Source organism: Corynebacterium sp. HMSC06C06 (genome assembly GCF_001807295.1).
Classification (GTDB): Bacteria; Actinomycetota; Actinomycetes; order Mycobacteriales; family Mycobacteriaceae; genus Corynebacterium; species Corynebacterium striatum.
In genome coordinates this window covers 1-25,183 of sequence record NZ_KV788494.1, presented here as the reverse complement: position 1 = coordinate 25,183, position 25,183 = coordinate 1, and the positions used below count along the sequence as shown (strand labels likewise).

Genomic DNA, 25,183 nt, shown 5'->3' with positions numbered 1-25,183 from the left:
CCGGAACACCGGTACCCAAAACCCGCATCTGACACTACTTAACCTACAATTTCTAGCCAGCAGGAATCGAAATAGCCTCATGCGCCTTACGGCTTATGAGGTTTTATTTTTCCAGCTAGGAAGCCTTTTTTATGGCTTGAGAGTAGAGCTCGAACAGATGCTCAACGATGGTTTTCTCTTCGCATCCAGGTTCTAGACCGTAGGCACGCTCGACAGCTGCATCCAGGGCCGCGTGAGCCTTGGTGAGCTCGGGGTACATCCAGTCGTTGTCGGGGTCATACATCTGCGCGATGGTCGAGTCTGGGTACTGGGCGCGTGCCTCGAGCACGGCCTGGCCGAGCTGGGCAATTTCCGCTTCCTGTTCAGGCGTGACATCAGGCCAGATGAAGTTGTTGTAGACCACACCCGCAGAGTAGCTGTAATCCGACTTCAGGCGCACGCCTACGACGCGCATCCAAGCATTGTGTAACCGAGAATGAAGCACAGCGAAATGGTATCTCGTGGCTTCGGAGACTAGCTTTACCTTGTTCGAGCAAAAGTTTTCCGGTGTGATGAATCCGATAGGTATGTAGTTTCGGCGCTGAGAGGACACTTCAGGGATGAGTAGAGAGTTCGAGGTCGCAATAATCTGCGTCCCGAATCTTTGTGGAGTTTCAGCAGCCTTCAGCGTCTGTGATCGCCTTGACTTAAGGCGGTATGCTCTGACTGCTTCGACTCGTTCTCTCACCCGGGGCAAGCTTTGAAGCTGTGCCGGCGTAGCATCGCCAACCCACATGACCCAACGCTCAACGCCTTGGATGAACTCGCGCGAGCCGTACCAGCGGTGGAAGAAGGGCGCTGCCTTCGGCTCAGCCGCCAGGAACTCCGCTTTCTCTTCGGCTGTGAACAGGTAGTTTCCATCGTCGATAGGTTGCGAGCCAATCCCCATGATGGGTACATCTGAAAGCGGCTTAGACCGGTTCCATACGAAGACCTCGGGCGCGTCCTTGAGGTAAGCGTTTAGTTGTTTCGGGTGGCTTATTTCAGGCTCGCCCGTCACTGTGGGGTAGTGGAAGAGTGTCTTCGGCCCGCCGAGTTTGGAGAAGCCGACGATGACACAGAACACCGCTGCTTGGTCTGCTGCGCCGTTGGTCCACTTGAACGTGTCGTGAGCAAAGTCGATGCGAATGCCCATGTCCCATAGTGGACTCCATACGTTAGCTACCTGTTCGCCTTGGCAGATGCTGTTGGTTGAGACGAAGGCGGCACGGATGTCGTTGTCACCCAGGTACTCAGCGGCCTTGGCGTACCAACCACCCACGTAATCGATGTTGCCCAGGTTCTTCGTCGCGCCGATGGACTTGAACGCCGCCTGCAGCTCCGCCTTCTGCTCCTTGGACTGGTTACGCGCGCCCAAAAATGGTGGGTTTCCAATAACGAAGCTGCACTGGTCCGGTTCAAGGATGTCTGCCCAGTCGAGCTGTAGCGCGTTGCCAAGCATGATGTTCGCAGAGTCGCGCAGCGGAAGGTTATCGATGTTTGCTGAGGTGAGAATCTCGGTCTCCGCGTCGGCTTGTAGCTTGGCAATCCAAAGCGCAGTCTGCGCGACTGATACCGCGAAGTCGTTAATCTCGATGCCGTAAAACTGGCTAATATGGACTTGGAGCTGCGAGGACTCGCCGCCGAAGTCGAGTGCGGTCTGGTCATTGGCCAGCTCAGAGAGAACCTTGTTTTCCAAGCGGCGCAGGCTGATATAGGTCTCCGTGAGGAAGTTGCCCGAACCACAGGCAGGGTCGAAGAAGGTCAGACCGGCCAACTTGTCGTGGTAGCGCTTCAAGTTGTTGCGCCGCTTGACTGCACCAACGCCCGGTTCGTTGATGATGCTTGCCAACTCGTCAGTCAGCGCGTTCAGGAATAATGGGTCGATGACCTTATGGATGTTTTCGGGACTCGTGTAGTGCATACCGCCCGCGTGACGAGTCTCGGGGTTCAGCGTGGACTCGAAGACACCGCCGAAGATGGTTGGGCTAATTTGTGACCAGTCAGTATCCGCCGACAACTCGGAGATCAGTAACTCCCGAATTTCATCTGTGAAGTTGGGAATCTCGATATCGGCATCAGTGAACAGGCCACCGTTGACGTAGGGTATTACCGCAAGTGCCTGTTCATCATACGGGTCACGCAGATCCATGGGAGTATCTAGCTGCTTGAACAGGCGCTTGAGCGCGAGACGCATTGCGGGCGCGTTGACTGGGGCTAAGTAGTTCAGTACTGCGTTCTTCGGAAAGATACCTGCATCCTCGGCAAACAGACAGAACACCAGGCGCACACAGAGGACATTGAGCGCGTGCTGCGACGCGGCAGAGTCCGGGTCAACGTATTGTTCGCGCAGTAGCTTGTACAGCTTGCCGATAAGTTCGCCAGCCTGCAACGATGCCTTCTGCTCGCGGCGGGCGCGCTGCGCCTGTGGGTCTACTAGAAAGTCAAGCAGATGCAGCTGCTCTGGAAGTTCTTCGAGCTTGAATGACTCATACTCGGTCTCCGGGAAGTCATCATCGAGATTGTGAATGCGGAACTCGTCGAAGTTACAGATGACGATGTAGTCCGGGCGCTTGGAGTTACGCTGCTGGTCCGCGTAGCGCTTAGCCTGCTGGTAGGGCGTGACCATCGAGCCCTGGCGCGGCTCAGGCTTATCCATGTCGATGCCGAGTGACTTCTGCTCGATGAACGTCTTCGCATCGGGGACAACAACGTCAATCCAGCCAGCGCCGGTGGTGCGAGATTCGAAGTGCAGCGCTGTGGTCTGGTCTTCCATGCCAAGCACGTTGGAACACAGGTCAATCCAGAACTGTTGGGTATCTGATTTTTCAGCGCCACGGTCTTTCCAGCGCGCAGCGAAGTCTCTAGCAGCACTTACGCGCTGCACGTGTGTCATCTCAGCCATGAGGGTAATTGTCTCATGTGCTCGACATACGCAGGGCCGAAACGCCGGATAGGGTACCGGGCAGTAAAGCCCCGCCCGCCCAGCTGAATCAACCCCCGAGTCGCTGGAACTGTAGGCGGGCCTTTCGCCGTCACTGCCCTGTTGTTTTAACCTCGCCACTCAAACTCGGTGTAGCCATCAATAGTCACCGTGGTTGCATGGTGATCGCCGGCGTGTAAGGACACCAAGCACTCGTGCTCAGGCGTTGTGACGGCATAGGTGATGGATTCGTTGGCCTTGTCGCGGACCTCAAGTAAGGCGTGGGTGAGCCAGTCGTTGCGGCGTCGCAAAGCAATGAGCTCCTGGTAGAGGTGATAGAGCCACCAGCCCAACTCAGCGAGTTCAGCGGGGTTCTCCGGCAGGGGAGGCCGGATTGGATCGTCGGCGGCGAATCCCTCGGCCTTCTCGCCGCGGAATGCTTGCTCGTCGCCGTAGTAGACGCTTGGCATGCCGGGGACGGTGAACAAGATTGTGGCGGCCAGCACCGCGCCGGCGTCGCCCACCTGGCTGGCGATGCGGTTGACGTCGTGATTGCCCACGAAGGTTTGCATCGTCATCGTGGAGGAGAACTCGGCATGGCGCTCCAGTGCGTGGGCGAGCTCCCAAAAGTTCACGTCATGAATGGAGCTCCACGTTCCTTTCCACAACTCATATGCCGTGACCGCATCGAGGTGACCCGCGCGCCCAATCGCCGCGAAGTCACCGTGGAGGACCTCACCCAGAAAAGCAACGTTGGGGAAGCGCTCACGTACGCGCTCAGTGACCGTGGCCCAGAACTCCGAGGGCACGGCATAGGCCACATCAAGACGCCAAGCGTCAGCGCCCTTGCCCAGCCAGTGGTACATGATGTCCACGACCATGTCAGCTACACGCGGGTCCGCATGGTTGAGCTCACGCAGCTGCTCGTGGCCCTCCCAGCCGGACTCCTGCACCATTCCCGCGTTGTCTTCAGTCGGGTGTGCGGCCAACGGATGCTGCGCGCCCACATGGTTGAACACACCGTCCAGCATGATGTGCAGGCCGCGGGAATGGGCGGCGTCGACAAACGCGTCCCACTCGTCATCCGTGCCTAGACGCGGGTCCAAACGGTAGTAGTCCACGGTGTCATACCCATGACTCATGGAGGCAAAAATCGGACCCAACAACAAGCCGTTGCAGCCCAACTCCACCACGTAGTCCATCCATGCCTCCAAGCGCTTAAGGCGTGGGGCTGAGGTGTGTTCCTCGCGGATGGGTGCCCCGCAAGCAGTCAGCGGGTAAACGTGCCACCACACGGCGTGGTCAAAAGCAGACATCGTTAAAACGCTCCTTAAAGGCAAAACCGGGGCCGAATAGTCGTGGCCCCCACGATACCCGCTGCCAGCGGCCGAGTTAGCCCAAAAGCGCAAGGCCGTGGGTGATAAGGATCTTCGAAATCATTGCCGCCGGATAGACCAGTGTGTAACCCAACGTTACGCGGGTATCGGCGGCGGTGCGGTTGTTCACAAAAGCGAGGATTGCCGGCTGCGTCTGCGCACCGGCCAAGATGCCCGCAGTCTTCGTGGCGCCATTGCCCAACATCCTGTGCATCACGAGCGCGATGCCCACCGCGACGATGGTGGTGACAAGCATTCCGAGCAACAGGATCTTCCACCAAGCGCCGCTGGAGAACGCACCGGCAATCTGCCCGCCGGCGTTGGTGCCGGCTTGCGCAAGGAAAAGCAGGAGGCCCAAATCCGCCAAGACGGTGTTTGCCGAATGCGGCAAAGCGGTGATCATCTTGCCGATTCGACCGATACGGCCCATAACGAGCGCCACCAAGAGAACACCCGCGGCAGCGCCGAGGTTGAGCGTGGCCTCTCCCGGCAGCGGAATGTCGATATGGCCCAAGAGGATACCCAAAGCCAAGCCCAGACCCAGCGCGACCGGGTTGATGTCGGTCAGGCCATGCGAGGAATCACCCAGGTACTTGGAGATGGCCTTCAAGTGGCCAGCGGGTCCGACCACGCGGACACGGTCACCCAACTCCACGAGGAACTCGGGGTTGGCCACCTGGTCCTCGTCGCCACGGCGGATGCGGGAGATGCGTGCTCCCCACCGGTCATTGAGCGCGTTGTTGACTTGCGCGATGGTCTTGCCCGCTAGCTGGTGCTGAGAAATGGTAATGCGGCGGAAATCTAGGTCGTGGCGGTCATCGTCCAAAATCTGTGGCGATTCGCGTCCACCAGCCAATAACACGGCGTCGAGGTCCTTCGGTGTTCCAACCACCGTCACCACGTCACCGGGGTTGAGCTCGTCGAGATAGCCCGGAATGATGATGAGGTTGCTTCCCACCCGGCGCAAACGGGTGACCTGAATCTCGTTGTTCCCGGCCGCGAGGAGGTCTGCGATACTGATGCCTTCTTTGCGCGTAATCTGCATGTGCAGGCGAGTGACGGGCGCAGCCTTGTCGGTGTCATTGGGGGCGTCGCGAAGCAAGAGCGTTGCCACGATCATCATGCCGATTACGCCGAACAGGTAGGACACCGCGTAGCCCACCGTGGCGGCGGCACCGTCCCCGGTGGCTTCCGCAGCCGCGGCGAGCGAGGGGGTGTTGGTGATGGCCCCAGCGAAGGTTCCGGCGATCACTGAGATGTCTAGCCCAAATACGTATGTGCCCACGGTGTGCGCCGCGATGGCTGCGATGATGAATACCGCAATCATGGATAATACGGGCGCGGTGGCGGTGCGCAAGGACTGGAAGAAGACGATGCCGGAATTATTGCCGATGCCGAAGGCGAAGATAACTAGGCCGAACGTGCCAATGACGGGCGGCACGCTCACGGCGCTGCCGGTGCTTGCCGACGCCGCGGCAAAAGCAATGCCGAGGAATAGCACGGCCGCAGCCCCCAGGCTGACGCCTTTTAGTTTGATGTTGCCGAGCGCCATTCCTACGCCGATGAGGGCAAAGACAAGGAGGATAGGCTGATCAGCCAGGAAGGCGAGAAGCTGAGTCACGTCGAGTTCCTTGAGAACGGTTGGGGGCAGTGAACGAGGCCAAGATTGGGCCTCAACAGCATAGCGAGGAAACTGATTTCTGGCGCGAGATTCGGGTCTGAAGATGCGGGTGCACCCGCTGGCTGTGTAAAAGGTAACGGCTTGGACACAGAACGCTCAGAGCGCGTCACGTAGGGGTGGCACGTGACAGTATGTGGGAGGCTAGACCAATAGCAAGATAGATTGAGGGAATTGTTCATGATTCGTATTCCGCATCTTAAGAAAGTCATCGTGGGCTCGGCTTTCGTAGGTGCGTTTTTCTTTGCGAGCCCCACGGCCGGCGCCCAAGAGCTTCCAGCTTCTGCTCCAACGGGTTCCGACGCAGTCACCACTGCCGTTTTAAACCAGTTCAACAGCGAAATCGCACGTTTTGGTGCGGCCTCTGGCGTGACCGCCGCAGTCAACCAAGCGGTCAGTGACGCGAACACTGCGATCGCGCAGGTGCAGTCAGAAATTGCGAAGTGGCAACCCGCCACAGAGCAGTTTGTTGCGCGTGAACACAACACGCAGCAGTACGCGCAGCCGTTGACTAATCCAAATCCCATCGGGATGATCGAGAATGCAACACAGCCGGAGTTTAAGCCACAGGGCACTGACCCAAACTACGTGTGGAAAAATGACGCTCTTTCCAAAGTAGCGGCTGCTAAGCCATTCGACGACTACGTGTTGCACCGCGTGCCAGCATCCTACTTCGATGCCCCCCGCATTCCGGAGGAATCCAACGCTGCCATGACTCGCGGCAAGTCCTTGTATGGCCCGGGCACGCCGCTCTACGTCAACCAGGACACCATGTGCACCCTGACCGCAGCCGGCACTGACGCGGCGGGTCGCAAGGTGGGCCTGACCGCTGGCCACTGTGGCAATGTGGGCGACTCGGTCTCTTCTGCAGATTCCTGGCAGGTAGGAACCACGGGCACCATCGCCGCAAAGAATGAGTACCTCGACTACACCGTGATCGAGTTCGGTTCCAAAGCAGAGATCTCTCGTTCCTACAATGGCGTTACCGCAACGCAGTTGGGCGGCACTGCCAAGCCGGGCGAGCTGACCTGCAAGACTGGTGTTGCCACCGGTACCACCTGTGGCGTGACCTACCAGCAATCGCGCGAGGTGCAAATCAATCAGATCTGCGCCATGGTGGGCGATTCGGGTGCACCGGTCATGAGCAACGGTCGGATCATCGGCACGGTCTCCCGCGGACTTATCCCAGGCCTGCCGGAGTGCCGCAGCCCATTGCAGGGCCCGCTGCACAACCCAACCGTGGCCATGAACATGGATGCAATCCTCGCAGACATGAACCGTCGCGGCGGAGTTGGCGCAGGTTTTGTGCTGCCACAGCACTAAAAGCAAAGGCGAATTGCTTTTCTAAGTACAAAACGCCAAAAGCGGCGGTGGGGGAAGTTTATGAGACTTCCCCCACCGCCGCTTTCTCTTTGGCCTAGTTCAGGATGCCGAGGACGGAGTCGTGAAGCAGTCCGTTGCTGGCCACTGCCGAGCCGTTGTGTGGGCCTTCCTCGCCGGTGAGGCAGGTGAATTTGCCGCCGGCCTCGGTGACCAGCAGGGAAGGGGCCGCGAGGTCCCACAGGGACACCTCTGGCTCAGCGGCGATGTCCACGGCACCTTCGGCAACGAGGCAGTAGTTCCAGAAATCACCGTAGCCGCGCAGGCGCCAGGTCTTTTCCGTGAGCTCGATGAAGCGATCCTGTAGGCCGCGCTCAGCCCAGCCTGCCAGGGAGCTCATGGCCACCGAAGCATGCTCGAGTTTTTCGACCTGGGAGACGTGCAGGCGCTTGGGCTCTCCGCCGAAGACGCGGTAGGCGCCGCCGCCCTTGGCGGCGTACCAGCGACGTCGCAAAGCAGGTGCGGAGATCACAGAGACCACAGGCTCGCCGTCCTCCAGCAAAGCGATGAGCGTTGCCCACACCGGGACGCCGCGCACGAAGTTCTTGGTGCCGTCGATGGGGTCGATGACCCACTGGCGTCCCTTAAACGTCGGGGTGCCGCCGAACTCCTCGCCCAGGACCTCGTCGCGTGGGCGCGAGCGCTTGAGGGCCTCGCGAATCTGCTTTTCACAAGCCAAGTCGGCGTCGGAAACCGGGGTCATGTCCGGCTTGTCCTTAACCGAAAGATCGGAAGCCTCAAAGCGATTCATCGTGATGACATCCGCGTGGCCCGCGAGTTCCAACGCGAGTCCGAGGTCTTCTTTGCACTTACCCACGGAGCCATTCCTCCATCTCGTCAACTACTTGTTTATTACCGGCGATGCACCATTCCACACCGCCTGCTTCTACCTTGCGGGCAGCGCCGCCGGCTGCTTCAACCAAGGCCTTGCCGGGGAACCAGTCCCAGTCGGCCACACTGTGCTGCATCCAGGCACCCCAGGTGCCGTCAGCCACAGAAGAGAGATCAACTGAGCCCGCGCCAAGCATTCGGACTGTAGCAAACTTTTCGCCGACTCTCTGCCAAGCGGCGCGGATATCTGCGTCTTGGATGGAGGTGGGGTGGAGGTAGGTGGCCATGCTGATCTCTTTGGCAGATTGATTCTGCAGCTTCGCCACGTCCTTTCCATCCCGGGAGGTAGGGAAGTCACGGCCGCCGAACCAGGTGTATCCCATGGCAGGGCGGTGGACTGCGCCGAAGATGACGCCCTCGGCGTCGGTTAGCGCGAGCGCGGAGCACCAGTAGTCAGAGCCGGAGCTGAAGTTGTAGGTGCCGTCTACTGGGTCGATGACCCACGTGCGGCCGGAGGTGGAGGGGCGTGTGGCGCCTTCCTCACCGAGGATTCCGTCCTCGGGGCGGACGACCTCGAGGACACCGGCGACGAAGCGTTCGGCGGCGCGGTCCGCATCCGTGACGACGTCAGAAATAGAGGTCTTCTGGTCAATGTCGACGCCCTGCTCACGCATGCGCCAGGCGAGGCGTCCTGCGTTGTAGACGAGCGCCTGCGCAAGGTGCGCATCGGTGTCGTCGACGTGAGCTACCAGAAAGGTCTTGGTGATCGCATCGATCATCTCATTCAAGCTCGGCTGTTGAGTCATGCGGATATTGTCGCGCTAAATGCGGCCGATGGCTAATTGCGGTTGCTGCGCAGGTAGACTTGGGCCCTATGCGTCCCGAACAATCAGCCCGTCTTGCAGAACTGGATTCCACCCTCGCCACCATTGAAAAGGTGATGGATCCTGCGGCTTTAGCTGAGCAGGTTCGTGAGCTGGAGGCACAGGCTGGGGACCCCTCTTTGTGGGATGATCCCGCTCACGCTCAGCAGGTAACTTCCGCTCTTTCAGCCGCGCAGGCCAAGATTCGCAAGCTGGAGAGCCTGCGTTCGCGTGTGGACGATATGCCCGTCATGTTCGAGTTGGCGGAGGAAGAGGGGGACACCGCGCTTGCCGACGACGAGCTGGAGGACCTGGGTGCTGCCATCGAGGCGTTGGAGGTGACCACTATGCTCTCTGGCGAGTATGACCCGCGTGAGGCTGTCATCAACATTCGCTCGGGCGCCGGCGGCATCGATGCCGCGGACTGGGCGGAGATGCTCATGCGCATGTACACCCGCTGGGCCGAAAAGCACGGCCACAAGGTGGACGTCTATGACATCTCTTATGCGGAAGAGGCTGGCATTAAGTCCGCGACCTTCGTGGTGCACGGCGAGTACATGTATGGCCAGCTTTCCGTGGAGCAGGGCGCACATCGCTTGGTGCGCATCTCGCCCTTTGATAACCAAGGCCGCCGCCAGACCTCCTTTGCTGAAGTGGAAGTGTTGCCGGTGGTTGAGCAGACCGACCATATCGACGTCCCGGATGGGGATGTGCGCGTGGACGTCTACCGTTCCTCGGGTCCTGGCGGACAGTCCGTCAACACCACCGACTCCGCGGTGCGTCTGACACACATCCCAACCGGCATCGTGGTGACGTGTCAGAACGAGAAGTCCCAGATTCAGAATAAGGCGTCAGCAATGCGCGTCCTGCAGGCCAAGCTTTTGGAGCGCAAGCGTCAAGAGGAGCGCGCCGAGCTTGATGCGCTGGGTGCGGGCGGAAACGCCTCGTGGGGTAATCAGATGCGTTCCTATGTTTTGCACCCGTATCAGATGGTCAAGGACCTGCGCACTAACTATGAGGTAGGCGATCCCTCGAAGGTTCTGGACGGTGACTTGGACGGATTCCTGGAGGCTGGCATTCGGTGGCGAATGGCTGAGGCGCAGAAGGCAGAGAAGGAAAGTTAGTTTTTATACTTTCTGTTGTTAACTCGTGTTGCTAATGTGGCTTGAGTGATCACCTTTGAAAATGTGTCCAAGGTCTATAAGACGTCGACCAGACCTGCGCTTGACGATGTCTCCTTTGAAATCGAAGACGGCGAGTTCGTGTTCCTTATCGGCCCTTCTGGCTCCGGTAAGTCCACGTTCCTTCAGCTGATGGTGCGTGAAACGAACGTCAGCTCTGGCGACATTCACTTTGACAACTTCCACGTCAATGCCTTGAAGGGGCGCCAGATCAATCAGCTGCGCCAGTCCATCGGTTACGTCTTCCAAGACTTCCGCCTGCTGCCGAAGCTCAACGTCTATCAAAACGTAGCCTTTGCGCTCGAGGTAATTGGCAAGAAGAAGTCGAAGATCGACAAGGCCGTGCCGGAGGTCCTCGAGATGGTGGGGCTGGGTTCGAAGCAGCACCGCATGCCGCACGAGCTGTCCGGTGGTGAGCAGCAGCGCGTGGCTGTGGCCCGCGCGTTCGTCAACCGTCCGAAGCTGGTGCTGGCCGACGAGCCCACCGGCAACCTGGATCCGGGTACGGCCACTGAAATTTTGAGCCTGCTCACTCAGATCAATCGCCGTGGTACCACCGTGGTTATGTCGACGCACAACGCCCGCGCGGTTAACGACGCCCGCCAAAGGGTCCTCGAGCTTCACAACGGAAAGCTCGTGCGCGACGAAGCCAACGCACTGTACGGGGAGGCGCTCTAAATGCAACTGGGACTAGTAACGCGCGAGGCCTTCAAAGGACTGGGCCGAAACCTGACTATGACCATCGCTATGGTCATCACCACCGCCATTTCTGTAGCCCTCGTGGTGGCCGGCGTGCTGGTGACTAACATGACCAACGACACCAAGGGCCTCTACTTGGAGCGCGTTGAGGTAATGATCCAGCTCAACGAGGACATCTCCGCTAATGACCCGAGCTGTACCTCGCCAGCCTGTGCCGACCTGAAGAAGCAGCTCGAGGAAGATGATGGCATTGAGTCGGTGACCTACCGCGACCGTCAGGCTTCCTACGACCGCTTCGTGGAGCTTTTCCAGGAAACCGATCCGGTCATGGTGGAGGAGACCTCTCCAGATGCGCTGCCGGCGGCGTTCCACGTCCGCCTCGTTGATCCGACGAACACTGCGCCAATCGACGCAATTAAGGACAACCCTGCGGTCAGTGAGGTCATCGACCAGCAGGAGGAGGTGCGCGGTGCTGCGAACAACCTCGACTCCATCCGTAACGCCACCTTCCTGTTGGCAGCGGTGATGGCCATTGCAGCGATCTTCCTTATCGCCAACATGGTCCAGATTGCCGCCTTTAACCGCTCCCGCGAGATGTCTATCATGCGTATGGTGGGCGCCTCCCGCTGGATTACCCAGGCGCCGTTCGTGTTGGAGGCACTCCTTGGTACGTTCATCGGCGTGGTCCTCGCCGGTATTGGCGTGGTCGTGGGCAAGTCTGCCGTGCTGGATCCTTCGCTGAAAAACCTCTACGAGTCCCAGCTCTTGACCCCAATCAAGACCAGCGACATCTGGGTGGCTCTACCGATCGTGGGCGTCCTCGCGCTCTTCTTCGCGGCGCTTACCGCGCAAATTACGCTGCGCGCTTATGTACGCAAGTAAGCACCGCGTATAGTTGTAGAAATTATGGCGAAGAAGGCAAAGAAGAAAGCAGCGGTCGACAACAACACGACCCTAGCCACCAATCGCCGTGCCCGTCACGATTACAAGATTCTCGATACCCTCGAATGCGGCATGGTCCTGGTGGGAACCGAAATCAAATCTATGCGTGAGGGCAAGATTTCCCTCGTCGATGCGTTCGCAACCATCGACGACGGTGAGGTCTACATCCGCAATCTCCACATCCCCGAGTACTCGCAGGGAACGTGGACGAACCACTCGCCAAAGCGCACCCGCAAACTGCTTTTGCACCGCCGCGAAATCGACAAGCTCATGGGCCAGGTGCGCGACGGAAACAAGACCTTGATTCCGCTCAAGGTCTACCTCAAGGATGGCCGTGCCAAGTGCGAGCTGGGGCTTGCGCAAGGTAAGCAGGATTACGACAAGCGTGAGGCTATCAAGCGCCGCGATCAGGATCGCGAAATCACTCGCGAGCTGGGACGCCGCGTGAAAGGCATCAACGCTTAAGTGCTTGGCGACGCCCGGGGGCGTAGCCTGGGTGCATGATTCATACGGCGAAGGCGCATGATATGGCCAAGGGGAAGACCTCAACCAAGGGCACCACGGTGTTGGTGGACAGGCTCTGGCCCCGCGGCATCAGCAAAGAGGACCTGCGCGCGGACGAGTGGCTCAAGGACGTGGCACCCACGCCGCAGCTGCGCAAGTGGTGGAACCACGATCCGGATTCCTTTGATGAGTTCGCGAAGCGCTATCGCGCGGAACTTGAGGAAAACGACAGCGACGACATGGAGACCTTGCGATCCCTTGCGGACAAAGGAGCTGTCACGCTGCTCTTTGCCGCTAAGGACCGGGAGGTCAACCATGCCGTCGTGCTAAAAGACTGGCTGGAATCCCAGTTAAACAAGAAGAACTAAGCCCTCTGGGCTGGGGTGGTTGAGCTGGGGTGGGTGAGGCCAGCTCAGCTGTTAGTTAAAGATGCCCCAGATTGCCGCGCCCACGGCCACCAGGCCGGTGATGACAACGAAGTAGTTGCTGAAGCGGTTGCGGAAGCGGGCCAGGCCCGGAATCTTGTGGATGGCGTACATCGGCAGTAGGTAGAGGATTGCTGCGATGAAGGGGCCGCCGATGGCCTCGATGAGCCCGAGGATGGACGGGTCGATGATGGCGACAATCCACGCGCACACGAAGATGAAGAAATGCATGATTCCGTTGAGCTTGGCCTGCGAGAAGTTCTGCGTGGCACCTGGTGCGATACGGCGCAGCAGGTAGTTGCCGCCTTCGGTGGCACCGAGGACGTGGCCGAAGTAGGAAGAAACGATGGCCACGATGGCGATGAATGGGGACACGAAAGCAAGCACTGGAACGCCCGTCACGTTAGCGAGGTAGGACAGGACTGGCAGGTTTTGCTCGCGTGCCTCCGCGAGGCCATCTGCACCCAGCGCGAGGGTGCACGACCACACGAAGAACATTGTGAATACAGTCAGCAAGATCGCGGTAAGCGCGAGTGCACGGGAGGCGTTCCCAGAGCTCTTCTCCTTGCCGTGCGCTGCGACCATAGCCAAGGAGAACTGGGAAATGGCGGGGGAGTGGTTGAAAGCGAAGACAAGGACGGGGATGATGAGCGCGACGCTGCCGACGATGCTCCAGTCAGCATTTCCTGTGCTTGCGAAAGAGTCGAAGTCCCAACGGGGAATGAGGTAGAGGGAGAGCGCGCCGAGACAGAAGATTAGCGGGTAAACCAAGAACTGGGTGACCTTCAGGACCATCTTCTGGCCGAAGCCGAAGACTACGGTCATGATTCCGACGAGCAGGAATGATAGGAACGGACGGGGGATTTCCGTGCCGTTGAGCTGGTTGACGATGAAGCTATTAACCGTGTTGGTGATGGAGACACCGTAGATCAAGACGATCGGGAAGATGGCCAGGAAGTACAGGATAGAGATGACAAAACCTGCGGTCTTACCGAAGTAGTCGGTCACGACTTCGGTGATGTCATCGCCTTGACGTGGGGATGCACAGATCATGCGCGCGAGGCCGCGGTGTGAGAAGTACGTCATGGGGCCAATGAGGAGGGTGGCGATGACGAGCGGCCAGAAGCCGAAGCTGCCGGCGTTGATGGGCAGGAACAAGATTCCTGCACCGACTGCGGTGCCGAAGAGTGAGATGGCCCATTCCGTGTTGGTTGCGTGGTGGGCGTTATCTGATGCGGGGTGGGCATCCGAAAGTGCGGCAGCTTCGCTGGCGCTGGTGCTGTTCACGTTCTCTGCTGATGATGAAGTCACTGTTTGCCTTTGATTATCGGTTTACATTTTTGAGAGCAGTGTGAAAATAGGCTAGCAGCTGTAGTGCACGTCACGAATGCGTTCCAGCTAATTAATAGTCTCCCGTATGTCTGGAATTTGAGACTTGAGGGAATAGTCTTGGGTGGAGTAGTGTTGTACGAACTGTAGAGAAAGCACATGCCCGCTCTACGGATGTAGGGGGTCGACTTGGTTTCGACTTCGTACATTGAGCCAGGGGAAGCGTGCCGGTGCAGGCTGGAGACCACCGTAAGCGTCGCAGCAACCAATAAACGCAGAGAAGAACTCTCAGCGTGACTACGCCCTCGCTGCCTAATTTCAGCGACGCGTGTCTGTCAGCCCAGGTTTAGTTCCTGACCTGGTTCCTGGCATCGACTAAGGAACTTGCTCCACCGGCTTGTCGTTCGGTAGGTGGGGGACTTTTAGAGCGACTGGGCCCATCATCCGGAACGTGTTTGCCCGTGCCGGAGGGCCGAGTAGAGATCCTGTGCAGACTGCGCACGGAGAAGCCCTGGCGAGGTGACGAAGGACCCGGGTTCAATTCCCGGCGGCTCCACCGCAAAGTCCCAGCTAGATTACGTCCTAGCTGGGGCTTTTCAATTTTTAGCCGAATCGCGTGAGCCTGGTTGTTAAGAACAAAAAGAAAGGGACTGCAATAACCGCGGTCGTTCTTTTCATTGTTGGCACGATCCTTGCCGTCGTAGTTTCTGCGTTGGGAACGGCAAGGCCCGGTAAGCTGCAGGTATGACACGCAACGCTACGCCGGACGAAGGTGAGAAGAAGGGGGCATCGGCAAGCCCTGCCGTCGCTGCGCCCAATAGCGGGGAGCTCGTGCGCACGTCGGTGCCCTGGGCGTATGGCTCGGCGGGGGAGGGCGCGTGGCATTTGTCGCGCCGGGCGTGGGGGGTAGTTGTGCGCCGGGTGCGCTATGAGTTCTTCATGAACGCGATGATGGACCGCGCGGCGACGCTCACGTTCTTTACGGTGCTCACGGCGCTGCCCATGGTGTTGGGCGTGTACTCCATTGCGACGCTGGTGCTCGCGCGCAATGAGGAACAGGTGCAGAAACTCACGGCTGATTTCATCGGGACGTACCTGCCGCCGGAATGGGCGGATGCCGCACAGCGGATCGTGGATGCGGTGGTGGGGTCGACGCAACAGTCGACGCTCATGCTGGTGTTATCGGTGGTCCTTGCACTGTCTTCATCCTCGGCGTATGTGCGGGCGTTCGCGCGCAGTGCCAATGCGATGTATGGGCGAGTGGAAGGCCGCGGGCTCGTGCGCACGTGGACAGTGATGTGGCTTCTTACCATCGCAATGGTGCTGGGCGCCGTGGTGATCTTTGTGGCGCTCATGCTGCAGCGCGACATCGTAGTGGGGCTGTTGCGGCCTTTTGGTGGGGTCGCGGGTGTTTCTTCGGTGCGTTCTTTCCTCGTCGATTCCTTCCTGCCGGTGTGGCAATGGCTGCGCTGGCCGGTCGTGGCGGTGATGAGCGTGACACTGTTGGCGTTGTTGTATCGCTTCGCGCCGAATGTGCGGACGCGGAAATTCCAGTGGCTCACGGTGGGCTCAACTATCGCGTTACTGGGTGCTGTCGTGGCGTGGGGACTGGTGCGGGTCTATCTCACGGTGGTGGGTGCGCGCAGCGCGTACGGCGCGCTGGGTACGGTCATCATCGCGCTGTTTGTGTTGTGGATCATGAACACACTGTTTATCCTCGGCGTGAAGATCGACGCGGAGATTACGCGCGCGATGGAGTTGGAGCGGGGGCTCGAGTCGGAGCGCGTTATCCAGGCGCCGCCGCGCGCGACGGGCTCGGCGGTGGCGCAGTCCGCCGCTGTGAGAGAACTGGAGGGGTTGGGCAAGGAGATCCGACTTGAAGATTGAGCATGAATGAGAGTGTGGCATATCGGTACACCCGGATGGCATGCGGAAACGACAACTGCCCCGTCACTTTCTCTCGGGCCCCGATTCCGCAGGCCCCGCCGACAAGGCGCATGAGGTCTGCCCTTATAGCAACGCCACCCGCGGCAACATTGACGTCAAGGTTTCTGTCGTCGAGGATTAATCGGCGCGGTGCTGGAGCACCGTTTCTTAACCACAAAAGCGCTGAACCAGCGCATCGTATGCCTTCACCGTGAGATCTAGGTCTTCCAGGTGGAGGCATTCGTCATGGGAATGTAGCTCGTTGTTGGCGCTCGCTAAGTCCCGTGCGCGAGCATGCAGGGCGAAACCATAGCCCACACCACCCATGCGGCGGGCGAATCGCAGATCTGAGCCGCCCGAGGCGTAGATGGGCACAACTGATGCCTCTGGGAAGAACTCGCCAAATGTCGCAGCCATCGCATCCCAGAGCGGACCCTCTGCAGGCGATGCCGAGGGGGTCTCATTGTTGAGATGCTCGATCCTTATCTCATCAGCCATGTCACCCAGCGCCGCAATGAGGGCGGCGTCGACAGAATCCGCGGTATCCGTCGGATGCGCCCGGATGTCGAGGTTGAGATAAGCCTTCGAAGGGATGACATTGATGGCGCTACCGCCATGAATCCCCGTGAAAGCGATGTTGGTGTGACTAAACGAGTGTGCGAACGCCGCTAGCTCACCGAAAGTCTCATAAGTAGCGTCCCCTGCGGATCCGTCGACAAGCGCGGCGGTGGTATCCGGATCGAAGTGGAACGCCTCCACGAACCAAGACCACACGTGGTCATAGGCGGGCGGCATCGCCAACGCGCCCACGCGCCGGGCGGTCTCCGCCAGTGTGAGGATGGATGAAGACTTTCCATAGGGAAGGGAGCCGTGCCCCGTATCCCCCGTGGCATGGAGGCGACGCTGGAAGATGCCCTTCTCGCCGACGTTGATAACCAGAGCATCGCTGCCATCACGCACCGGCAGATGCGAGCCGCCAGTCTCGGAGAGGCAGTTCTTCCAGGAAAATGCGTCGGGGCGGTTCTCAGAAATCCAGCGCGCGCCCAACCTCCCGCCGGATTCTTCGTCGGCGAGCCCCACGAAGGTCACTGTTCCCTGTGGCGGGTTGCCTGCCTGTGCGCGCCGGGCTGTTTCGCGCGTGGCTGCGGCTTGCGACGCCGTGATGAAGAGCATGTCGAATACTCCGCGGCCGTACAAAACGCCGTCTACCACCTCGGCGCCGAAGGGATCGTGAGTCCATTTGTCTTCGTCAACGGGGACTACGTCAAGGTGGCCGAGCATCGTCAGTGGTTCCGCTGTGGGGTTGCTGCCGGGCACTGTAAACGCGATCGACACGCGGCCGGGTTCTGGCTCGAAGCGCTCCACCTGGGCTCCCGAGCCCTCGAAGAACTCCTCCAACAGGTCCGCGTTGCGGTACTCGTGGCCACTTCCCGGGGTGCCGTCGTTGATGCAACGATTGCGAATTAACCCCTGCAAGAGTTCAAGAGTGTCGTTGAATAAACCCATTCTGAGGAAGTCGCCTTTCTGGTTTTGCCGTTGAGTGTCCCACGTTCCAAGGTTTCTATATCTCAACCGATAAATAAAAACTTGAGATGTGCGTCACTGCCGCATGTAATGTAAGTTACATTGTCTAGAAAGTATTGCGGGGATAACCCCTCGGCAAATGGGCAAGATGACCAAAAATAAAAGACCAATCCCCTTAAAGCACGAGGAGAACCACCATGGCCATCACAAAAGAGACCACGAGTGACCCGCAGGGGAGCGCAGGTCCTGCAAAGGATGCGAAAACTCAGCCAGCCAGTAACGGTTGGCTCGATAAGTTTCTCAACGGCATTGAATACGCGGGCAACAAGCTGCCAGAGCCGTTCACCATCTTCCTGATCCTGTTCCTCATCACCGGCGTTGCTTCTTCCATCATGGCGTGGATGGACATCAAGGTGCAGGTACCTGGATCTGATGAAATCCAGCCCGTCAAGGGCTTATTCACCGGCGAGGGCATGTCGTGGTTTACCACCACGATGGGCGAGAATTACATCAACTTCCCGCCGCTGGTTACGGTGCTGCCCATCATGCTGGCAGTCGGCGTGGCCGAGCGCTCCGGAATGCTCTCCGCCCTCATTCGCAAGCTCTTCGGCTCTGCGAAGCCATGGCTTTTGCCTTACGCAGTCGGCGTCATTGGCGTGACCGCATCGGTCATGGCTGACGCTGCCTTCGTTATCGTTCCGCCACTGGCGGCGATGGTGTTCAAGGCAGCCGGCCGTCACCCTGTCGCAGGCCTCATCGGTGGCTTCGCTGCCGTTGGCGCTGGCTACTCCACCGCGCTGGTCCCGACCTCCCTGGATGCGCTGTTCGCAGGTATTACCACCGCGGTTATGGAGACCCTCCCGGGCATGGAGTTCTCTGACGTGAACGCAATGTCCAACTACTTCTTCAATGTGGCATCTTCCATTGTTCTCGGTGTCTTGGCTGGTTTCATCACTGATCGCGTCATCGAGCCGCGCATGTGGAAGCAGGAAGTGCCTACGGAAGAGGACATTGATCCGGAAGAGGCCGCGCACCGCGGCGACCGCGACGAGAACGGCGAGGAGCTCTCCGCAGAGCTTTCCCCGACTGAAAGCAAAGGCCTGGTGTGGTCTGCAGTTGCCACCGTCATCGTTACCGCGGCACTGTTGTTCGCCATTCTTCTGCCAGAATCCCCGTGGCGTAACGAGACCGGCGGCTTCCTGCCGAAGTCGCCGCTGATGAGCTCCATCGTCTTCATCGTCTTCCTGTACTTCCTTGTGCTCGGTGTGGTCTATGGCAAGGTCGTGGGCACCGTCAACGGCATCAAGGACGTCGTCGACATGATGATTGGCTCGCTGAAAGACATGTTGAGCTTCCTCATCTTGGCCTTCATCTTGGGCCAGTTCGTGGCGCTGTTTGCGTGGACCGGCATCGGTACTTTTACTGCGGTCAAGGGCGCGGCGTTCCTGGAATCCATCGGTCTCACCGGCTTCGGCGCGGTCCTCGCGTTCATCGTCCTGGCCTCGTGCCTGAACCTGCTCATCATCTCCGGTTCTTCGATGTGGACCCTGATGGCGGCAGTGTTCGTTCCGATGTTCGTATTGCTGGGCTATGAGCCGGCCTTCATTCAGGGCGCCTTCCGCGTGGGTGACTCTGCAACTCAGATCATCACTCCGCTGAACCCGTACATGATTGTGATGCTGGGATTCCTGCAGCGCTACGAGCCGAAGGCAGGCCTGGGCACCCTGATGTCGCGCCTGATGCCATACGTGGTTCCGTTCTTCACCGCGTGGGCAATTCTGCTGGCCATCTGGTTCTACGCAGACCTGCCGCTGGGTCCGGGCAACAACATTTTCATCGAGGGATAACGTGTGCGATAGCGACAATCACGCAAGAAACAATCCATCAACGGCATATCTGGAGGCCACGGAGCAGCTCATTGCGCAGCGCGTGGCGGCCGTCCAAACGGCCAACGCGGGAGCGCAAGCATCCTTGGCGGAGGCTTATGCGGGGCAGGACGTGCTGTGGAAGGCGGCGTCGGAAAGTGCTGACGCCCACCGCGAGCTTGCCGCCCACATCGTGCAGGATTTGCATGCTCACCCAGAGACGGCCTTCGAGGAACACCGCTCGATGGGCATGCTTGCCGGCGTCGTGGAGCAACGCGGTTTCCCCGTCCGGTGCGGTGTTTACGGGGTGGAAACCGCTTTCGAGGCGGAGTGGAGGAGCCCGAACTTCGATGCGTCATCTCATCCCACCGTGGCAATCATGGCTGAGTATGACGCGCTGCCCGGTATCGGGCACGGCTGTGGTCACAACGTCATCGCTGCCGCGGGCGTGGGCGGATTCCTATCCGCGGTCGAGGCGCTGCGTAAGAACGGCGGCGTCGAGGGGCGCCTGCTGCTGCAGGGTACCCCGGCCGAGGAGGGGCATTCGGGCAAGGAGTACATGATCCGTGGCGGCAGCCTTGACTCTGTGGATGCAGCGATGATGATCCACGGCTTTGGCTATGACATTGGCTCGCACGCGTGGGTCGGGCGCCGCAGCGTCAACGTGAGCTTCCGCGGCGTGGCGGCGCACGCGAGTTCGCAACCTTTCATGGGACGCAACGCCCTCGACGCAGCATCCTTGGCCTACCAGGGCATTGGCCTGATGCGTCAGCAGATGCCTCCGAGCGATCGCGTCCACGCCATCATGGGCGGGGGAGCGCGACCTTCGGTGATTCCGCGTGAAGCCTCGATGCACATCTATGTGCGTTCCTTGGGCAACCAGACCCTCATGGATTTGTCCCAACGCGTTAACGAAATCGTTGAGGGGGCTGCGCTAATGGCCGGCGTCCAGGTCGATGTCGAATGGGACGAGCACCCGATGACGCTGCCGGTACGCAACAACGAGGCGCTGGTGGAGCGGTGGACGCGCACGCAAACGCTGCGCGGAAGGACGGCGCTTCCCGCGGGAACCGTGCCGGAGACCCTTGCCGCGTCCACGGACTTCGGTAACGTCTCGCACCTTGTGCCGGGCATTCACCCGATGGTCAAGGTCTCTCCGTCCGACGTTGCCTTGCATACCGAGGACTTCGCTCGCTGGGCCGCAACGGATGCGGCTGTCGACGCCGCAGTGGACTCGGCGGCAGGCTTGGCCCAAGTAGCGATCGACTACTTGGCGGACATGAAAATGCGCGCGGCAGCGAACGCGGAGTTTGCTGAACAGGGCGCTGTTTCGGTGGCGGATCTCTTGGCCAAGTCGGCCACGGACTAGGTGCCGGGTAGGTGAGAAGTAGGTTTTCTTGCACTGTGCAAGGGTGGGGGTAACCACCTCTTTGTGCAGTGCAACCTACAATTTATTGCATTTGTAGGCGTGCCTAGCAAAAAGTTGGTTGAAAGGTAAGGCTTACATCAGTTAGGTTAGGCGAGTATTCGAAAATCTCTCGAAAAGGACATCATGACCGCCAAGATTCGTCGTTCTCTCGTCGCGTCCGTCGCAGCTCTGTCGATGGCTCTGACCGCTTGCTCTTCTGCAGAAGAGTCCACCTCCGGTTCTTCTGACACCTCCGCAGCGTCCTCCTCCGAGACCACGGAGATCACTCTTGAGGACAACTTCGGTGAGAAGAAGATTGCTGCCCCGGTTACCGCCCCAGCCGTTACGGACAACCGCGCTTTCGAAATTCTTGCTGACTGGGATGTCAAGATTGCCGCCGCGCCGCTGAAGCTGGTACCTTCCACCGTGCGCGATGTCTACAACAAGGATACCGTCGCAGCTGACCTCGGTTCCCACCGCGAGCCAGACCTCGAGGCACTCGTTGCCGCTGAGCCAGACGTGATCTGGAACGGCCAGCGCTTTGAGCAGTACCAGGAAGACATTGAGAAGCTGGTCGAGGACGTTCCGGTCGTTGACTTTGAGCCGCGCGATAACAAGGACTTCTTTGAAGAACTCAAGCGCCACACCGAGGCACTGGGCAAGACCTTCGGACACGAAGAGGACGCAGCCAAGCTCATCAAGGACTTCGACGCAGCCGCAAAGCGTGCCAAGGAAGCTTATGATCCTTCCAAGAAAGTCATGGCAGTGAACACCTCCGGTGGCGAGATCGGCTACATCGCGCCGAAGATCGGCCGCACCTACGGCCCGGTTTTCGACCTCATCGGTATGACCCCGGCTCTGGAGGTTCCGGAAGGAACCGATGACCACGAGGGCGACGACATCTCCGTCGAGGCAATCGCTGAGTCCAACCCGGACTGGATCCTCGTCATGGACCGCGACGCAGCCATCAGCAAGGAAGGCAAAGAGCACGTTCCAGGCGACAAACTCGTTAACGAGAATGCTGCGCTGAAGAACGTGACCGCAGTCAAGGAAGGCAACGTCTACGTTGCCCCGGCTGATACCTACGTCAACGAGAGCATCATTACCTACACTGAGATTCTCAACGCTCTGGCCGATGCCTTTGAGAAACAGTCCTAACCTGCACCAATAGAACCGAAACCGGAACGCCGAAAGGCTTTCCGGTTTTTGGTGTGAAAGAGATAGATTTTGACTTCAGCAGAGATAACCGCGGTTCAAGAAGCACCACCCGCGCGCCGTTCCCGCGGCAAGCTTTTCACTTGGAAGCTGTTGCTCGGCGTCGTGGCTGTAGCGGCGTTGCTCCTCCTTTCGCTCATGGTGGGGGAGTATTCGATCCTTGAGCACGACGACGGCCGCGACATGTTTATGACCACGCGCATTCCGCGCACCATCGCCCTGGTGCTCGCGGGCGCGGCGATGGCGATGAGTGGATTGGTGATGCAGCTGCTCACCCAGAATCGCTTCGTTGAACCCACGACCACGGGTACCACGGAATGGGCAGGCCTCGGCCTTCTCTTTTCGATGATCGTGCTCCCGCACGCGTCGGTGCTTGGCCGCATGGTCATCTCTGTTGTGTTTTCTTTCATCGGCACGATGGTCTTCTTCGCTTTCTTGCGCCGAGTCACGTTGCGCTCCTCGCTCATCGTGCCGATCATCGGCATCATGCTGGGCGCCGTCGTCAGCGCGGTGTCCTCTTTCGTGGCACTGACCACCGACAAACTGCAGCAGCTGGGTATCTGGTTCATGGGCTCGTTCACCTCCGTGTACGAGGGCCAGTACGAGGTACTGTGGATCGTGTTGCTGGTGCTGCTCGCGGTGTTCTTCTACGCGGACAAACTCACAGTCGCCGGCTTGGGCCAAGAAATCGCCACCAACGTGGGCCTGAATTACAACCGAATGATCCTCATCGGCACCGGGCTCATCGCTGTGGCCACTGGCGTGGTCACCGTGGTCGTGGGCTCCCTGCCTTTCTTGGGACTTATCGTTCCCAACGTGGTGAGCATGTTCCGCGGCGATGACCTGCGCTCAAACCTTCCTTGGGTATGCCTGCTCGGTATTGCCACGGTCACCTTGTGTGACCTCATCGGCCGAACCGTCATTTCGCCGTTTGAGCTGCCCGTATCCGTCATCCTGGGCGTGATTGGCGCGGCCGTCTTCGTATTCCTGATTGTGAGGTCCACCCGTGAGCGTTAAGACAGAGCAGCGCACAGGCGACGTCGCCAAGCAACGCTATGTAGGCTCCTTCCAGTCGGCCAAAGCAGCGCGCAAGTATTGGGTCATCTTGGTGGCGCTCATCGTGGCGGGCGCACTCTTCGCGTTTGGCCTGCTGGCGTATGGCAATCCCATGGACTTCGGAACGCGTAAGTGGTGGCTCATCGCGCAACGCCGCGCCGACGCCGTGACCGCCATGGCTATCGTGGCTGTGTGCCAAGCCGTTGCGACCGTGGCCTTTCATACAGTCACCAACAACCGCATCCTGACCCCGTCCATCATGGGCTTTGAATCGCTCTACGTGGCGATTAATACTGCGACCGTCTTCTTCCTAGGTGCCACGGGCCTGACGGAAGCCCGCAATATGGGCACCTTCCTGTTCCAGATGGCAGTGATGATTGTGCTCTCGCTCATCCTGTACTCGTGGCTGCTGACCAACCGCAGCAACAGCATGCATGCGATGCTATTGGTCGGCGTAGTCATTGGTGGCGGACTTGGATCGCTGTCCACTCTGATGCAGCGCATGCTGACACCCAGCGAGTTCGACGTGCTGACGGCACGACTGTTTGGCTCGGTCAACAATGCCGAGACTGAGTATTTTCCCATCGCAATTCCGCTGGTGATTGCGGCGACGGCGTTGCTCTTCTTTAATTCCCGCCGCCTCAACGTGCTCTCGCTTGGTCGCGACGCTGCCACCAACCTCGGCGTGAATCACAAGTTCAACGCGATCTTTACTCTGATCCTGGTATCAGTTCTCATGGCCACCACGACCTCGCTCGTAGGTCCCATGACCTTCCTCGGATTCTTGGTGGCAACCTTGGCCTACCAGTTCGCGGAAACCTACGATCACCGATACTTGTTCCCCATGGCCATCGCCACCGCCTTTGCTGTGCTGACGGGTGCGTACTTCCTCATGCAGCACGTCTTCTACGCACAGGGCGTTGTATCCATCATCATTGAGCTCGTCGGCGGCTCGGTATTCCTCATCGTCATTTTGCGAAAGGGCAGACTGTGATCACACTCAATAACGTTGCGAAGACCTATTCGCACGAGACGAACATTGGCCCAGTGTCCCTTGACATTCCGGCCGGCGGTATCACCGCGCTTGTGGGGCCCAACGGTGCCGGCAAGTCCACACTGTTGACGATGGTGGGGCGTTTGCTCGATATCGACGAAGGCACCATTGAGGTCGCTGGATTAGACATCGCCTCTACCAAGTCCCAGGACTTGGCCAAGATTTTGTCCATCCTGCGGCAGGAGAACCACTTCATCACGAAGCTGACGGTGCGTCAGCTCGTGGGGTTTGGCCGCTTCCCGTACTCGCATGGCCGCCTGACGGCTAAGGACGAGGAGATCATCTCCAAGTACATTGACTTCCTTCACCTCAGCGATTTGGAGAACCGCTACCTGGATCAGCTCTCGGGCGGCCAGCGTCAGCGCGCGTATGTGGCGATGGTCCTGTGCCAGGAGACTGATTACGTTTTGCTGGACGAGCCTCTCAACAACCTTGATATCGCGCACTCCGTGGAAATGATGAAGCACCTCAAGGAGGCCGCGCAGAACTTCGGGCGCACGATCATCATTGTTTTGCATGACATCAACTTCGCTGCCCGCTACGCCGATCACATCTGTGCGGTGAAGAATGGGGAAGTGGTGGCCTTCGGTAATCCGGAGGAGGTCATGCGCGACGAGGTGCTGACCCCAATCTTCAATACGCCCATCACGGTTATCAACGGCCCCGACGGTCTGTTGGCGTGCTATCACTAGCTGCTTGACGACGTCGCACCTTCTGGGCGCTTCTTGATACGCCAGGTTTGTCCCCGAAATGGGGATTTACCTGGCGATTTGTGTACTTACACTAGTGCGCGCTAAATTATTCCAAGTCGCAACGAGGTGGCCGCAAGGTTAACAAGTTGAGATGAGGATGAATTCTTCTTCACGGATTTGACACAAATCAAAGAAGTGAGTAAGTTAATCCGAGTCGCTTCAAGAGTTAGGAGCTGAAGTTCCGAGCTAGCGAAGTCGCGATGATGTCTGAGAACTCAATAGTGTGCCAATGTA

General features: G+C 59.1%; 20 protein-coding genes, 1 other RNA gene and 1 pseudogene. 15 read left to right on the top strand and 7 right to left on the bottom strand.

Annotation, left to right across the window (positions count from 1 at the left end; all coding sequences use genetic code 11):
- Positions 1-115: 115 nt before the first annotated feature.
- From HMPREF3153_RS07300 to HMPREF3153_RS07290, 3 genes are all read right to left on the bottom strand, one after another.
- Positions 116-2,923 carry a class I SAM-dependent DNA methyltransferase gene (locus HMPREF3153_RS07300; RefSeq protein WP_070420460.1) on the bottom strand — a complete coding sequence of 936 codons (2,808 nt, stop codon included), beginning with the start codon at positions 2,921-2,923 and terminating at the stop codon, positions 116-118.
- Positions 2,924-3,069: 146 nt separating this feature from the next.
- Positions 3,070-4,257, bottom strand: coding sequence for an alpha-amylase family protein (locus HMPREF3153_RS07295; RefSeq protein ID WP_070420459.1), 1,188 nt, complete (start codon positions 4,255-4,257; stop codon positions 3,070-3,072).
- Between the two features lie 76 nt (positions 4,258-4,333).
- Positions 4,334-5,938 (bottom strand): aspartate:alanine exchanger family transporter, encoded by a 1,605-nt coding sequence (locus tag HMPREF3153_RS07290; protein ID WP_046645089.1) that lies wholly within the window; start codon positions 5,936-5,938, stop codon positions 4,334-4,336.
- Between the two features lie 237 nt (positions 5,939-6,175).
- Between HMPREF3153_RS07290 and HMPREF3153_RS07285 the strand changes: the two genes are divergently transcribed.
- On the top strand, positions 6,176-7,318 hold the full coding sequence (locus HMPREF3153_RS07285) for a S1 family peptidase (RefSeq protein ID WP_070420458.1): 1,143 nt from the start codon (positions 6,176-6,178) through the stop codon (positions 7,316-7,318).
- A gap of 94 nt (positions 7,319-7,412) precedes the next feature.
- Here HMPREF3153_RS07285 and hisN read toward each other — a convergent pair whose 3' ends face one another.
- Complete coding sequence (gene hisN / locus HMPREF3153_RS07280) at positions 7,413-8,192, bottom strand: histidinol-phosphatase (RefSeq protein ID WP_046645087.1); 780 nt, start codon at positions 8,190-8,192, stop codon at positions 7,413-7,415.
- Complete coding sequence (locus tag HMPREF3153_RS07275; protein ID WP_070420457.1) at positions 8,185-9,012, bottom strand: inositol monophosphatase family protein; 828 nt, start codon at positions 9,010-9,012, stop codon at positions 8,185-8,187. Before HMPREF3153_RS07275 ends, hisN begins: the two co-directional genes overlap by 8 nt.
- A gap of 68 nt (positions 9,013-9,080) precedes the next feature.
- Here HMPREF3153_RS07275 and prfB point away from each other — a divergent pair, with 68 nt between their 5' ends.
- From prfB to HMPREF3153_RS07250, 5 genes are read left to right on the top strand one after another with little or no spacing between them, the layout of a single operon-like run.
- Complete coding sequence (gene prfB / locus HMPREF3153_RS07270) at positions 9,081-10,193, top strand: peptide chain release factor 2 (RefSeq protein WP_070420456.1); 1,113 nt, start codon at positions 9,081-9,083, stop codon at positions 10,191-10,193.
- A 45-nt stretch (positions 10,194-10,238) separates the two neighbouring features.
- The gene (gene ftsE, locus HMPREF3153_RS07265; protein ID WP_005528255.1) at positions 10,239-10,928 is read left to right on the top strand and encodes a cell division ATP-binding protein FtsE; all 690 of its coding nucleotides are present in this window, start codon (positions 10,239-10,241) and stop codon (positions 10,926-10,928) included.
- Entirely contained in the window at positions 10,929-11,831 is a 903-nt protein-coding gene (gene ftsX, locus HMPREF3153_RS07260) for a permease-like cell division protein FtsX (RefSeq protein ID WP_049146632.1), read from the top strand.
- 24 nt (positions 11,832-11,855) lie between these two features.
- Positions 11,856-12,356 (top strand): SsrA-binding protein SmpB, encoded by a 501-nt coding sequence (gene smpB / locus HMPREF3153_RS07255; RefSeq protein WP_005528259.1) that lies wholly within the window; start codon positions 11,856-11,858, stop codon positions 12,354-12,356.
- A 35-nt stretch (positions 12,357-12,391) separates the two neighbouring features.
- On the top strand, positions 12,392-12,763 hold the full coding sequence (locus tag HMPREF3153_RS07250) for a DUF488 domain-containing protein (protein ID WP_005528261.1): 372 nt from the start codon (positions 12,392-12,394) through the stop codon (positions 12,761-12,763).
- A 51-nt stretch (positions 12,764-12,814) separates the two neighbouring features.
- Here HMPREF3153_RS07250 and HMPREF3153_RS07245 read toward each other — a convergent pair whose 3' ends face one another.
- Complete coding sequence (locus HMPREF3153_RS07245; protein ID WP_070420455.1) at positions 12,815-14,131, bottom strand: SLC5/6 family protein; 1,317 nt, start codon at positions 14,129-14,131, stop codon at positions 12,815-12,817.
- Positions 14,132-14,329: 198 nt separating this feature from the next.
- Between HMPREF3153_RS07245 and ssrA the strand changes: the two genes are divergently transcribed.
- From ssrA to HMPREF3153_RS12455, 3 genes and pseudogenes are all read left to right on the top strand, one after another.
- Positions 14,330-14,708, top strand: a transfer-messenger RNA (tmRNA) gene (gene ssrA / locus HMPREF3153_RS07240).
- A gap of 185 nt (positions 14,709-14,893) precedes the next feature.
- Positions 14,894-16,036, top strand: a complete 1,143-nt coding sequence (locus HMPREF3153_RS07235; protein ID WP_070420454.1) for a YihY/virulence factor BrkB family protein — start codon at positions 14,894-14,896, stop codon at positions 16,034-16,036.
- A 97-nt stretch (positions 16,037-16,133) separates the two neighbouring features.
- A pseudogene (locus tag HMPREF3153_RS12455) lies at positions 16,134-16,217 on the top strand (organic hydroperoxide resistance protein); the annotation flags it as partial.
- A 26-nt stretch (positions 16,218-16,243) separates the two neighbouring features.
- On the opposite strand, the gene HMPREF3153_RS07230 reads toward HMPREF3153_RS12455, so the two are convergent.
- Positions 16,244-17,581, bottom strand: a complete 1,338-nt coding sequence (locus HMPREF3153_RS07230; protein ID WP_070420453.1) for a M20/M25/M40 family metallo-hydrolase — start codon at positions 17,579-17,581, stop codon at positions 16,244-16,246.
- A 215-nt stretch (positions 17,582-17,796) separates the two neighbouring features.
- On the opposite strand from HMPREF3153_RS07230, the gene HMPREF3153_RS07225 reads away from it, so the two are divergent.
- From HMPREF3153_RS07225 to HMPREF3153_RS07200, 6 genes are all read left to right on the top strand, one after another.
- Positions 17,797-19,446, top strand: coding sequence for an AbgT family transporter (locus tag HMPREF3153_RS07225; protein ID WP_070420452.1), 1,650 nt, complete (start codon positions 17,797-17,799; stop codon positions 19,444-19,446).
- Between the two features lies 1 nt (position 19,447).
- Positions 19,448-20,833 carry a M20 family metallopeptidase gene (locus tag HMPREF3153_RS07220; RefSeq protein ID WP_046645079.1) on the top strand — a complete coding sequence of 462 codons (1,386 nt, stop codon included), beginning with the start codon at positions 19,448-19,450 and terminating at the stop codon, positions 20,831-20,833.
- 183 nt (positions 20,834-21,016) lie between these two features.
- A complete protein-coding gene (locus HMPREF3153_RS07215) occupies positions 21,017-22,030 on the top strand; it encodes a siderophore ABC transporter substrate-binding protein (protein WP_046645078.1) in 1,014 nt (337 codons plus the stop codon).
- A 69-nt stretch (positions 22,031-22,099) separates the two neighbouring features.
- Positions 22,100-23,104 (top strand): ABC transporter permease, encoded by a 1,005-nt coding sequence (locus HMPREF3153_RS07210; RefSeq protein WP_223197962.1) that lies wholly within the window; start codon positions 22,100-22,102, stop codon positions 23,102-23,104.
- On the top strand, positions 23,094-24,137 hold the full coding sequence (locus HMPREF3153_RS07205) for an iron chelate uptake ABC transporter family permease subunit (protein ID WP_070420451.1): 1,044 nt from the start codon (positions 23,094-23,096) through the stop codon (positions 24,135-24,137). Before HMPREF3153_RS07210 ends, HMPREF3153_RS07205 begins: the two co-directional genes overlap by 11 nt.
- Complete coding sequence (locus HMPREF3153_RS07200; RefSeq protein WP_005528278.1) at positions 24,134-24,889, top strand: iron ABC transporter ATP-binding protein; 756 nt, start codon at positions 24,134-24,136, stop codon at positions 24,887-24,889. Before HMPREF3153_RS07205 ends, HMPREF3153_RS07200 begins: the two co-directional genes overlap by 4 nt.
- Positions 24,890-25,183 lie beyond the last annotated feature (294 nt).